The organism is Gluconobacter sp. OJA (assembly GCF_039638325.1).
In the GTDB taxonomy this organism is placed as follows: domain Bacteria; phylum Pseudomonadota; class Alphaproteobacteria; order Acetobacterales; family Acetobacteraceae; genus Gluconobacter; species Gluconobacter cerinus.
The window spans coordinates 1,366,555-1,379,317 of the sequence record NZ_JBDIWI010000001.1; the positions used below are offsets into that span (position 1 = coordinate 1,366,555).

Consider the following 12,763-nt stretch of genomic DNA (forward strand, 5'->3'; position numbering starts at 1 on the left):
GCGCTGCGAAAAGAAGAGGTTTTTTCTGCTGTAAACGCGTGATAGGGCCCATGTTCATGCAGACAAAACTTCCTTCCGTCTATCTTGCTGGGGATTTGGTCTTCCGACCTGAGGCCCTCTCCATATTTGAGCGTCTTAAAGCCATCTGCGCAGACTACGGGCTTGAAGGAGTTGCTCCGTTCGATGGGCAGGCAGAGGCTCGCCTGATGCCACCAGGACGGGAGACCATTCTGGCATTTGTTCGCGCTGACCGTGCCCTGATGGATCAGTGCGATGCAGGCTTGTTTTGTGTGGATCCTTTTCGCCGTGCGGCGGATATGGATCCAGGGACTGCCGTAGAGATCGGGTATATGCACGGTCTGGGGAAGCCGATGGAAGGCTATACGGTTGATGGACGGCTGTATCCCGAGAAAGTTGAAGCCTATTGGGGGAAATCCTGGAAACAGACGCTTCGCCCACGGGTAGAGGATGGTGCGCCAGCGTCAGGAAGTCAGGAAGATCCGGATGGAATGCTGGTTCATTCTGAAGGCCTTTTTCAGAATGGCATGGTCGATGGATTCATTGGTTTCTCGGGTGGGGAAATTTCTGTGGATCCAGATTTTTATGAAGCATTTCGAAAAGCAGCAAAACGTCTCTCAGAGCGCCTTGGGAGTTAAAGTGTATTCCACTCTTTGGTACAGGATCTGAACAGGCTCGCCAGCAGGCTTTAAGATCAAGAGCGGTGCGCCTATCATTCTGAGAGGTTATCGCCTTGCAATTTCACAGACTGACCATTGTCTGTTTCAGCATCCTATCCGGGTGTGCTTCTTCACCTCAGAAAGATGCCCGCAGGGATCTTTTTAAGCCTGTTCATTCTGCATCTCCAGAGAGTAATGCGATGAATGAGTTGAAGGATGGCAAAGTTCATGGCTCCATGTCGATGAGTACGGGTTTTGGAGCCGGTCGCGCCCCTAATGGAGTGGGGAACGCTGGGCCGTTGGGTGGCTGGTAAAAGACACAATTATTAAAAGTGATTTTGTTGTTTTTCTATTTCGGGAAACATGACAATTTGTGTTTGTAGGTCTTTATCAGGGTATTTACGTACGCCCATAAGCGCTTCTTAATGGTTTGGAAAACATGTTTGATGCAGACTTCAAGAGGTCGGCTTATTGTAAATCTGGGATAGTTTGATTTTTCATGCTTTTACGTCTGACAAAAAAATGTCCACCATTTCTTTTTGTCGGCGTCGTTGTATTTGTTGCAGCAACGATTGGCATATCTTCCCGCTACATCGGGCAGCTTGCCCAGATCTGGCCAGCAAACGCTTTGTTGCTCTGGCTTATGATCACTTACCCGCGCTTTAGCCAAAAAAGCTGCTGGATCAGCGCATCTGCTGGTTTTTTGCTTGCCGGGTGGATAATGTCGGATCCACTTTTCGTAAATATTTGGCTGGCCACCGCTAACCTGGCTGGCGTTAGTGTAGGGTATGCTCTGTTCCGACGATTGGAGCGACAAGAAAAAGAGCTGGATGGCCCTCAGTCTGTTCTTGCGTTGCTTCTCGTTTGTTCTGGTGCGGCTGGGGCGGCCGCATTGGTGGGAACAGGAATAGCATTCTCTCTCCCTGGTAGTACGCCGTGGGGCCGCTTCATTCTGTGGTTCAGTAGCGAATTGAACCGATATCTCGTTTTGCTCCCTGTCTGTTTTGCAGGGAAAAAATGGTTTTCAGATCTCGTACATGCGGGCTGGCGTAGCGTCCTGTCAGCGCAAAGCTTCAATATTGCTCCGATTGTAAGTTTGGCAGCCTCAGTTGTTCTTGCGACCCTTACCGGAGGCCCCGGTGCTATTGCCTTTCCTGTCCCTGCCCTGCTGTGGTGTGCCCTCACCTATAGCGTGTTGCCAATGTGCCTTGTCGTTTTGATTTTCAACGTCACGGTGATGGGCATTGTGGAAGCTGGCCTGCTGAATTTTCATCAGACGAACGAGACTATTGGCGTCACTGTTTCTTTTCGGCTTGGGCTCTCCTTTTTAGTGCTTGGCCCACTGACGGTGGCCGCCATTATGAATACCCAGCGTGCTCTGGTCGCTCGGCTGAATCAGTCCATTACCTGGGATAGTTTGACGCACGTTCTGAGCCGCCAGGCTTATCTGGAGAGAAGTGCGGATCTAATAAAAACCGTTAGGGAAACGCGGAAGGATGAGGGCGTCGCCATACTAATGCTGGACCTCGATCGCTTCAAAGATATCAATGACACATATGGTCATTTCACCGGAGACGCAGCGCTTGTTGCGGTAAGTGCGGCTATTTCTGATGTTTTGTGTGCCGAGCAAATATTTGGTCGGGTTGGCGGAGAAGAGTTCGCAATTACTATTGCTGCTATTGATGAAAACATGGCGCTCGGTCTGGCTGAAAAAATCCGCCAGACCGTAGAGAATGTTTCGTGCTTTATCTCTGACGTAGGCTTGCAAATGACAGTGAGTATAGGCGTTGTTTATCGAAAGGAGGCGGACGTTATAGATTTTCAGTCTCTTCTGACGCAAGCCGATGCAGCTCTCTATGCAGCCAAGACTGCTGGCCGTAATTGTGTTGTGAAGTACTCGACTTTAAATAGAAATTGATTTTTTAACTATTTTTAAAGTATTGTTTTTTGAAATTTAGAAAATTTTTGTAAATTAATACTTGTTAAAAAGAAACCCAGCCGAAGCTGGGGTTTTAAATTACATGCCGCCGTTGGGACCGTTGCCGCCGCCCATTCCGCCGCCATGGCCTCCACCTTGGTTGTATCCGCCACCGGCATTGCCGCCCGGCCCATTGCCATAACTGCCTTGACCGCCCCCGTGATGATGGCCACCACCATGACGGCCGCCCATACCATCAGGTCCGGGACCCCAGCAGGCTGACAGAGCAAGTGCCAAGCTGATGCCTGTGCCAATTTTTACAATCTTGTTCATAGGTTCCTCCTGACGCCATTAACGCACGAACTTTGGAGCAGAGGGATGGCGAACTTGAAACAAAAAGAAACTGAGGCACTGCCTTTATCATGCTGAATCTATTGAAATAGATAGGCTTCTTGTATGTATGGACAAACGTCTAATGCTATTTTCTTGGATAGCTACATAAAATGGCCTTATGAAATTCTTCTAAATCACTTTGCTCGGATTAAAGGAGGATTTTCCAACTTTAAATGCTCGCAAAAAGCCCTCTATATCGTCGTTCATCAAGAGTTTCATTCTTGTTCGGATAACGTCTTCAGGCCAATCCCACCACGCAATTTCCAAAAGCTGTTCTATTACTTCTTCAGGAAATCGATATTTTATAACACGTGCCGGGTTTCCCCCAACAATGGCGTAGGGGGGAACATTTTTGGTCACCACTGCAGCAGTGGCAACGATTGCACCAGAACCAATGGTGACACCGGACATTATATTAGCGCGCGCTCCAATCCAAACATCATTACCAATAATGATATCTCCTTTTGTGGAGTGGTCATCAACTGCATCCGCAGCTTCTGGCCATGCAAACGAAATATCTTTAAATGGATATGTAGTAATAGTGTCGTGTCTATGATTTCCTAAAATCATCAAAACTTCACTGGCGATGGAGAAATATTTTCCTACTTGAAGTCTAGCATATTTTTCTTCTATAATTATAGGAGACTCTTTGGCTCCATATGAATGCTCGCCAATTTCCCACCCCCATTCTTCAATCTCATATGCGAGAGAATGCCGGAGGAGTAGTGAGAAGATATTGTTACGGCGTAGCATGGATTTTTGTGCCTCCTGGTAAGAGTTTACAAAACCTATAATCGTCTTTCTATCGCCTCACAGATATCTTTTTACTGAGAAATTGGAATGATCTCAATTGTGCGAATGGGGCATCTAATTCTGAATGTTTCACCACGTGTTGAGTATCGAGATGATTGAGAAGAGCTTTTAATCGGACGACATGAAGTTCATTATGTCGCGCATTCATCGTGCGACGATGACATCCCCGCGAGAAGCGGGGCATGGGCAGCAAGCCTTCGGGATATAAATTCGGTGAACAATCGCACGCGTTTTGTCTTGCGTGCCTCTCCTTGTGTCAGAAGCCACAGTGTTCCGTGCCCGTACAACTCGGTGTTAGGAACCCTGACGAGCGACGGGTCCACATCACCCACGAAGCATGGGAGTTTCGTCATCCCAATCCCCTGCTGAACTGCAACAATTTGCGTTTCAGCATCCGGCGTTCTGAACAAAGCCCCAGTGGTACGCACCTCTCCTTCGCGCGCCCACCCAGGTTGCCCTTCGGTGTTTGCGACGATCCAGCGTATGGAGGGCGGCCTATCAGAGCGCCACCCGACGAGGAGATCGTGAGACATATAGATAGCGTTGGATACAACAGGGCCGATCAGACCGTGAAGATTGAGTGGCAACGTGTCACGGTTCAGTACGATACGGATGGCGACATCAGCGTCTCGATTGGTCAGATTCGCGACCGCACCTGTTGGCACGACATTTATCTCGATGTCTGGATGTCGCCGTGAAAACTCGGCGAGATCCGGCATCAGGAGACGTGTCGCCAGGAATGGCGGCAACGTCACGCGTAAGAGGCCTCGTACGGCCTGATCACGCCCCAGAACGCGGGTCTCGAGTTGATGAGATGACGCCTCCATCTGGGTTGCAAACTCAATGATTTCCCGACCGGCCAAAGTCATGCGGTAGCCTGCGGGCAGCTTTTCGAATACCTGCGCCCCAAGGCATTCTTCAAGCTGGGCAATGCGGCGCAGTACCGTCGAGTGATTAACCTTCAGGCGGTTGGCTGCAGATCGCACGGAACCACCCCGTGCTACCGCAAGAAAGTAACGAACGTCGTCCCAGTCAATCATGGTGCACTCGGGCACCACGAAGCGGCTCTTTCAAAACCATATTCGACATTTTTTTCTCCTGACCATCATTTGACCTTAGCGGCCCCAGACAGCCGTCGCTGGGTCTTTCGCGAGTAAGGTCTAGGGACTCGATTTGCGTCAAACGGAAGTCCGGATCGATTTTGCACCACCAATATGCACGGTTGCGCACTCACAGGTCCATGAACAGCAGCCCAATTTGAGTGGCACGGGGCAGTCCCGGACAACCAAAGACAAAGTGGAAAAAACTCATGGGAAAGCTTGAAGGTAAGGTCGCCGTCATCACAGGTGGATCAAGCGGCATGGCGCTGGCGAGCGCACAACTGTTTGTTGAAGAAGGCGCCTATGTTTTTATCACGGGCCGAAGGCAGGAGACCCTGGACGAGGCTGTTAGGCAGATCGGCCGAAACGTAACGGGCGTACGTGGAGATGCCGCCAATCTTGATGACCTTGATCGTCTCTTTGAGACGGTCAAACGCGAAAAAGGCACGATCGACATCCTTTACGCCAGTGCAGGTACTGGTGAAGCCCTCCCACTGGGCGAGATTACCGAGCAGCACTTCGATACGACCTTTAACCTGAATGTGCGTGGCACGCTGTTCACGGTGCAGAAGGCGTTGCCGCTCTTCAATGACGGTGGATCGATCTTCATGACCGGGTCCGTTGCGGCGCTCAAAGGTTTCCCTGGCTACAGCGTGTATGCGGCGAGCAAGGCCACGCTGCATGCTTTTGCGCGCGGGTGGCTCAATGAATTAAAGGGCCGGAATATCCGTGTGAACGTGTTGCATCCGGGGCCAATCGCCACGCCAATGCAGGACCAAGTTCTGACCCCCGAAGCCAAACAGATGTTCGAATCCCTGATCCCGCGCGGAACGATGGGTCGTCCTGAGGAAATTGCCGCTGCTGCGCTGTTTCTCGCTTCAAAGGATTCAAGCTTCGTGAGCGGAATGGAGTTCTGTGTCGACGGTGGTTTCTCGGCCATCTGAGTTACGAACCGGAGGGTGGAGCGTGTTCGCTACTGAACATTTTCCAGTCTCCAAGATTATCGTCGCGAATAAAAATTGGAAACATGACAATGAGCTACGCCATCATCGGGTTTGGCAGGATTGGCCAAGCCCTTGCCCAAGCTTTCGCCCGTAAAAACATCACCGTGGCTGTCGCAAGTCGTCAGTCGCCTGAAGTACTGGCCCCCCTCGCCCAGGAAATTGGTCCTACAGTCGTCGCCTCCTCGCTACAGAAAGCGCTGCAAGCCGAAACTATTATTCTCGCAGTTCCGTTTGAGCAGCATGGTGAAGTGGCGAAGAGCCTTCCAAATTGGGAGGGTAAAACGGTCATCGACGCGATGAACTCGTTGGCACCTCTTGGCGAGATGGACGGCCTCCTGTCATCCGTTTACGCCATGAAGGCCTTTGCAGGTGCAAGGTTTGTAAAAGGTTTCAACCATCTGATTGCTGCCACCCTGGCGACTGATCCGTGCGTCGAGGGCAGCCATCGGGTTGTCTTTTTGTCTAGCGACGAGGAGGATGCGATCGCGCCTGTCGCGACTTTGGCCAAGAATCTCGGGTTTGCTCCCATTAATCTGGGGAAGCTTAACGAAGGTGGCGCGTTGGTCCATGCACGTGGGCGCATCTGGGGGCCGCTCATTTTCCAGGATGTGTTCAAGAAAAAGCAGTAACTGAGGCCCGGTGGGTTGATGCCTCTGTAAGATACGCTCGACCCGCCGCCTCTATCACAATGATAATAAAGGCGGCTTCTAAAGTGCGCAAAAGTACACGCATTTATTTATTTCTGTTCTGAAGGTGCAGAGCGAACCCTGTGACGCCCGGCTCTTCAAGATTAGGCAGAAGTTGCATCGTGGGGATCTGATAGTCGCCGCCGTTCTGCTGCCGATAGGCGATAGGAGGCGTCTCGGTCAGAGTGCTCATCCGCATTCGGAGGTCTTTTTCCAGGAGAGCGAATTTTGCATCGTCAGTGCGATCGGCACGATAGGCCACGAACGGCGGTAGCACTGTAAAGCCCGGGTAGAACAGAATGCCGTGGTGGATCGGGAATAGTAAATCGTCGATCGGACCGTTGATTCCACGTGCAGAGTAATGCTCCGGCCAGCCGCCGGTGGTGACGATGAGCATGGCGCGCTTTCCGGCCATGACGCCTTCGCCATAACGGTCCCCCCAGCGACTGTCGCTGTGTTCCCCAACCCCATATGCGAAGCCGCAGGCATACACCCGATCCACCCACCCCTTAAGAATTGCGGGCATCGTGAACCACCACAGAGGAAACTGAAGTATCACGGTATCAGCCCAGAGCAGCTTCTCCTGTTCTGCTTTGACGTCGTCCGTGAGTGTACGGGCTGTGAACTCCTTTGATGACTCTGCCGCGACTTTCAGGCGGTCCGTGTTTTTGAGCCCCGGAAAATCGTCACGGTCGACGGTTGCTTTCCAGTTCATGGCATAGAGGTCCGAGACCTGAACCTGGTGGCCTTGGGCATGCAGTGCGCTGACAGCGACATCAAGCAGGGCACCGTTCAGCGACTGCCGCTCAGGATGGGCGAAGACAATCAGAACATTCATGAGTGTTTTCTCGCTCGATAGAGAATTGAAACGCCCACTCAGAATAGGAGACCGGATACTGTTCCTCTATAGATCTGGTATGAATAGGACTATGCCATTTTATGGAACAATCTGACGTCACACTCGACCGGATGCGGACCTTCGTACGGATTGCGGAACGGGGAAGCCTGACAGCCGTTGCGCGGGAGTTTGGTCATGGCCAGTCAACCATCACACGGCATCTCCATGAACTGGAACAGGCGCTTGGTGTGTCCCTTTTCACCCGGACCACGCGGCGTGTGGCGCTGACCGATGAAGGTCTGCGCTATTATGAGCATTGCCTGAAGATTTTATGTCTCGTGGAGCAGGCCAATCAGGAGATGCGGGAAACGCGCCAGGCAACAGCTGGCACAATCCGGATATCATGCACGGCAGCTTTGGGTGTCCTTCATATCAGCCAACTGATCTTCGCCTTTCAGGACAAGCATCCGGGTATCCGTGTTGAATTCAACTTGACCGACGAACGGATCGATCTCGTACAAGAAGGCGTCGATATTGCTCTCCGGCTCGGTCCTCTGACGGATAGCGCGATGAAACTGCGCGCCCTCGGGGAAAGCCATCGTGTATTGGTCGCCTCACCTGCGTGGTTGGCGGATCATGGCAGGCCTCAAGTGCCAGAGGATCTTGCCGGTCTGGAAGGAATTCGGCTTTCACGGGTGCAAGGCTCTGACAGGCTCGTTCTTCATGGCCCTGACGGCAAACGCTCAACCATGCCATTTAGAGGGCGTTTGACTGTCGATCACGGGCTTGCAGCACGAGAGGCATTTCTGGCCGGCCGCGGATTTGGTCCTGCACATCGTTGGCTGGTGGAAGATTGTCTCGCTGACGGGCGACTTGAGCGCGTCCTGCCAGACTACGAACTGACGTCTTCTCCGCTTAGCATGTTGATCTCTCCAGAACGGGCAAGCCTGAACCGGGTCAGACTCTGCGTGGATTTTCTAGCCGAAAGGATCGCGAAAATTCCAGGGATCGTTCGATGATCTGTACGATGAAAAAATCATGGCCCGCTTGCGGAGCGCCAGAATAATAAAAGATTTTCGTAAAGGAAGGCGGCTTAGCTTTCAGCTAAACCGTGACACGTCCAAAGCGTGCCTGATGCTTTCTATGACCGAGATGTGACTGTCGCCTATACTTGTCCACATTGCTGATCAGAAAGACCGTCTGGCAAGGATAGGGGCCGGACAGATATTGGATTTATATTCTCCAAGTCGGAAATACCCCTGTAGTAGTTAATACATTAATCACGTGTATTTTTTCTATTTCTCTTCAAAGTAACTACCATTCTATCTTGCGTTGTCTTTATAGATAATAGAGAAAATTGTGTCAGACGAGTTAACATCGAATTGGATGGTAAAATATATACAGGTATATGCTCTAGAATAGCACTTATGGCCGTTTCTCCTGTACCCATCAAGATCTTCTCAAGAGTGGCACGATAGCCGCTGATTAATATATCAGCTTTCTCTTCAACGTTAAGAGCCTTAATTGCCCCGTGCAAAGCCGATGCCCAAGTATTTTGCGTAGGTGCTTTTTTTTCTGAAGAATTCAAAGTAATTTTACCGATGATAATTTTTTCAATTGCAAACCCAGAAAGGTAAAATTTAGCATCACGATATAATAAAGATGCTGATAGCTGGAAGTCGGTTTCCGCTGTGAATATATTTTTATCTGCGCTTACTGCAGTCGAGATATGTACGCGGTTGTTTTCCATCAATGAAATTAAAACCTCAGATATTTGGAGATCGAAACCTCCCACCTCGGTTGCAATTGGCAATGCTGCATTGACAGATTTTTGGATTGCAAAAGCAGGAATTGAAATAGAAAACTGCCGTTGATAGATCCATTTCCAAATGAGGATTGCAATGCCTAATGTGCTAGCAATTACAATAATCAAAAACATCAACATGTTATTAAAATTTAGCACTTAAAGAGTCCATTTTTGGTTGTAACCGCCATTGGTTACGGCGAATGTTTGACTCAGCGTTCCCAAGACCGCAACTCCTGAAGATTTGCTGCCAACATTAGGTTTTGCGCGAATTCTCGTCACTCGTGCATGCCAGAATCATGGTCATACTACTACATTTTAAGGTTGCTAAAGTTGGTTTTGAAGCAATATCCTATATCCCGCATTGAACTCATGTTCTCACTCCGATCCGTAATGGTAATAATTGAGAAATACAGCGATTATAACGAAAATATTATGTTAATCATTGGCAACTTAACCGCCAATGATTAACTTTTTCGGCAGAACCAATCCACCCGCTAGAAATCGGCGCTCGACTAGCCCTCTAAGAAGCCAAAGTGCGTGGGATTAAGGACCAGTGGGCAGTTATAGAAGCCAGAAAAAACGAGCTTCTTCTCTACCGCTGCATTCTCTACGCAGGAACACATATCTAACCTGTTAGTCGGAATTTTGTATTCGGGAAGAGAACTCGTGAACGTCACAATTACGTCTTTGCCGTCCTCTTCAGGACATTCCGAAAGGGGCAGAACACCCATCTGGTTAGTGTTGTCGTTCCATTTCGCCTCAGATCCAGCCCATCGCATGGAAGCATCCGAGAAAAGCTTCTCCGCCTTGTCTGGAGACTGTCCTGTTTCGCGCAATAGCTGCGCCTCGACGACGGCAGCAAAGCGGACCTGTGTTTCGGCAACGCTAGACGAAGTGCCTGTTTCTGACGGATTGGAATGCGGATAATTAGTTTCTGCATTATATCTGTAAATTTTAACTAAAATAGTACCGACGATCGCTACTAATGCACCCGCCACGGCCAAGCATAGAGTCTCACCGCCTCCGGAATTATCCATTGTTTTCATCCTATTTGTTTCTTTTGAGAAATACTGCGAATCAAACGACATCAGCGCCTCCTAGCGTTTCTGCCTGTTTCCACTCAGGTAAATATACTGAAGCATTCAAAAGCTTTATAAGGACACTCTTATGCTGTTTCAGAGTTTGAAGCTCGAGTTCTTTCTTCTGGTCAACTGTATCAATACTCTGGTCTATAGCCCTTTTATAGCCATCAATGCCTTTTTCGATCTTGTTTGTTACATATTTTGAAAAAACATCGACAAGAGTATAAATATATTTCTTAAAAGTTTCCACGAGAGGTATAATTTCCGTGCTTCTATGAAACCCAGCGAACAGGTCACCTAATCCGGCGACTGAAATGCCTCTTATCTCGTATTCTTCATTCACACATCTCTCTACTTCATGAACATAAAGATAAAGAGTCCAGATTGATCTTTCGTGAGAAATTTCTTTTTTTTCACGTATTTCGGTGCGATGCCAATTTTCGATTTTTGGGATAAGTTTAATACCTGTCCCTTTGAATGAAGGGAATGTTATTTCACCGTCGAAAATGGTTTTTAGGCCCGGAAAGGCTTGTAATTCCTGCTCAAGGGCTTCACCGCCTTTCTTCTCGATTCCATTGATAAGCAGAGAGGCGCATTCCTTAAAGACGATCCCGATGCGATCCCCGGATTGATTTGCAGCAACGGGAATAATGAAATTGATGATTATGGATAATTGCTTTCCAAATTCGTTCAAAGCAGATTTGACCGCAGTTCCATCTGAGCCTTCTGAGAAACGGCCTCCACTCTGCCAGACCCTTCCGTAAGGGGAAGCCTGCAGCTTTTCCAAGGCTTCTGTAAACTCAGCAAGAGTCGGAATTCCTATCATGAGAGGTGAAGGAACGGGAGTTTCTCTCCTCATAACGATTTTAGCATAATCCGCGAGATCATTGAGAGGACGTTTAAAGACGTCATCAGAAAGATTTTTGATCGGCGCCAAAAGACCCGGCTTGCCCACACTGCGTCCTATGTAATCAAGCGCCTCACGAATATCCAGAAATGTACTCATGGCTGATATTTCTAATTCGGGTTTGTGACTGATATTGAGCTTTTCAAGAAGCCTTATGGCGTCTTCGGCTTCTCGCGTCAGTAAATCCTCGATTTCCGCCAGACGCTTTTTTGCAGTTGCCGCTTCTTCCTCTGTCCGCGTCATATGTGCTTCGAGTGTTTGGTCAAGTGCGATCAGGAGTTCATTGGCGGCCTTTGATACTGCATCCATTGGTCCTGCAAGGGCGATTTCCGGTAGATTGGCGGCAATATGCTCTCCCAGACGTCTTTCGAAATCACTGGCATGAGAGTAACGCAAGGTGTCGGCAATGAGGTGTCGGCGCAAATCGCCCGTTAACTCTTCAAAGTCACGTGGATAAGTTTTCCAGTAACCCTTTGGGAAAATGGTCTTGAAATTCGCTTCAATTTTTTCCAGACGGTCCTGCTGCTTTTCCGGAGTGGATTGAAAAAAACCGGCCTCGACAGCCCAAAGCGCAGGAAGCGATGAAATGGTGGCAGGCTCTATACCGTCGATTATTACTTTTTCTTCGGGTAGCTCATTTATCAGACCGCCGCGAAGCTGCTGTGTAACGTAGCTCCTAAATTTATTGAGACTTGTATCTGGGTTGCTGTCATTGCGACTGAAGGCATCGATCCGGTTGAGTAGAAACAGCATCCTTCCTAGAACAGAGGAGGTTTTCCGCCATGATGTGACTTGGTTTATGACCTGATTGAGCAGTTCCTTTTGCTTTCTGTCGTCAGTTTCCTCTGCATTGTAAGCCACAAGGCAGAGCGCCTGGGTAATGTTCTTACGAATGATCGGGCCATTTCGCTCATCGTTCATCGCTTTCAGCCCCGGCAGATCCAAGATCGTGATGCGAGTGCCTTCAGGTAGGCCGAAGCGTACCTTTTCCCCGGCGAGACGAATAGGCCAGTCAATCTCGAAATGGACTGCTTCGATAGAAGGATTTTCTTTCTCCGCAGCCCGGAATTGTTCCATGGTTTCTTCAAGGCGAGCGCGCAATTCCTCTGCGCTTAGGTCGTCCCATTCACCAGTGTCCCAAGTAGCGCCGCGCGTGGATGCAATTTTCAACGTGTGACGTTGATCGTGATGCCGTACCGTTACAAGCCCCGCGCTCATTTCCTGTACGGCAGATGGCAGGAGACTGTCACCAATCAAGAAATTTGCCAAAGTGCTCTTACCCGAGCTTGTTGTGCCGGTCGTAGCCAGAATGAGTTCAGGAGATTTCACATGCTCCAGAAGCGTCTGAACCGCATTTCCCAGAGCCTCGCGCTTTCTCGTTAGACTCTCGCGCCTCGCACTGTCCAGCCTGTCAGAGAGGGCTTTCTCGATGTCATCGGCGACGGAAGTGATCTCTATGGTGCGCTGCTGCCAGTAAGCAGCACAATCTCTGAAAAGCCCCTTGAGATCGAGCGTTGGGTGGGCAGTTTCATTCATGG

At 49.6% G+C, this 12,763-nt stretch carries 12 protein-coding genes; 5 read left to right on the forward strand and 7 right to left on the reverse strand.

The window, feature by feature from the left end:
- Positions 1-56 precede the first annotated feature (56 nt).
- Positions 57-656, forward strand: coding sequence for a nucleoside 2-deoxyribosyltransferase (locus tag ABDK75_RS06460; RefSeq protein WP_064275402.1), 600 nt, complete (start codon positions 57-59; stop codon positions 654-656).
- 520 nt (positions 657-1,176) lie between these two features.
- A complete protein-coding gene (locus tag ABDK75_RS06465) occupies positions 1,177-2,595 on the forward strand; it encodes a diguanylate cyclase (protein WP_346005269.1) in 1,419 nt (472 codons plus the stop codon).
- Positions 2,596-2,694: 99 nt separating this feature from the next.
- Here the strand turns inward: ABDK75_RS06465 and ABDK75_RS06470 are convergent, their stop codons facing one another.
- The 3 genes from ABDK75_RS06470 to ABDK75_RS06480 form a co-directional block, all read right to left on the reverse strand.
- Positions 2,695-2,928 carry a hypothetical protein gene (locus tag ABDK75_RS06470; protein ID WP_346005270.1) on the reverse strand — a complete coding sequence of 78 codons (234 nt, stop codon included), beginning with the start codon at positions 2,926-2,928 and terminating at the stop codon, positions 2,695-2,697.
- Between the two features lie 189 nt (positions 2,929-3,117).
- Complete coding sequence (locus ABDK75_RS06475; protein ID WP_346005271.1) at positions 3,118-3,741, reverse strand: CatB-related O-acetyltransferase; 624 nt, start codon at positions 3,739-3,741, stop codon at positions 3,118-3,120.
- A gap of 191 nt (positions 3,742-3,932) precedes the next feature.
- A complete protein-coding gene (locus ABDK75_RS06480; protein WP_346005272.1) occupies positions 3,933-4,859 on the reverse strand; it encodes a LysR family transcriptional regulator in 927 nt (308 codons plus the stop codon).
- Between the two features lie 251 nt (positions 4,860-5,110).
- On the opposite strand from ABDK75_RS06480, the gene ABDK75_RS06485 reads away from it, so the two are divergent.
- Positions 5,111-5,845, forward strand: a complete 735-nt coding sequence (locus ABDK75_RS06485; RefSeq protein WP_346005273.1) for an SDR family oxidoreductase — start codon at positions 5,111-5,113, stop codon at positions 5,843-5,845.
- Between the two features lie 83 nt (positions 5,846-5,928).
- Positions 5,929-6,534, forward strand: coding sequence for an NADPH-dependent F420 reductase (locus ABDK75_RS06490; RefSeq protein ID WP_408874409.1), 606 nt, complete (start codon positions 5,929-5,931; stop codon positions 6,532-6,534).
- A 103-nt stretch (positions 6,535-6,637) separates the two neighbouring features.
- Here the strand turns inward: ABDK75_RS06490 and ABDK75_RS06495 are convergent, their stop codons facing one another.
- Positions 6,638-7,429, reverse strand: a complete 792-nt coding sequence (locus ABDK75_RS06495; protein WP_346005275.1) for an NAD(P)H-dependent oxidoreductase — start codon at positions 7,427-7,429, stop codon at positions 6,638-6,640.
- 101 nt (positions 7,430-7,530) lie between these two features.
- Between ABDK75_RS06495 and ABDK75_RS06500 the strand changes: the two genes are divergently transcribed.
- The gene (locus tag ABDK75_RS06500) at positions 7,531-8,448 is read left to right on the forward strand and encodes a LysR family transcriptional regulator (protein ID WP_346005276.1); all 918 of its coding nucleotides are present in this window, start codon (positions 7,531-7,533) and stop codon (positions 8,446-8,448) included.
- 257 nt (positions 8,449-8,705) lie between these two features.
- Here the strand turns inward: ABDK75_RS06500 and ABDK75_RS06505 are convergent, their stop codons facing one another.
- From ABDK75_RS06505 to ABDK75_RS06515, 3 genes are all read right to left on the reverse strand, one after another.
- The gene (locus tag ABDK75_RS06505) at positions 8,706-9,392 is read right to left on the reverse strand and encodes a hypothetical protein (protein ID WP_145995782.1); all 687 of its coding nucleotides are present in this window, start codon (positions 9,390-9,392) and stop codon (positions 8,706-8,708) included.
- A gap of 356 nt (positions 9,393-9,748) precedes the next feature.
- The gene (locus ABDK75_RS06510) at positions 9,749-10,324 is read right to left on the reverse strand and encodes a hypothetical protein (RefSeq protein ID WP_099212503.1); all 576 of its coding nucleotides are present in this window, start codon (positions 10,322-10,324) and stop codon (positions 9,749-9,751) included.
- Positions 10,314-12,761: a dynamin family protein gene (locus ABDK75_RS06515; protein WP_099212505.1), complete on the reverse strand. Its 2,448-nt coding sequence runs from the start codon at positions 12,759-12,761 to the stop codon at positions 10,314-10,316. Before ABDK75_RS06515 ends, ABDK75_RS06510 begins: the two co-directional genes overlap by 11 nt.
- Positions 12,762-12,763: the final 2 nt, after the last annotated feature.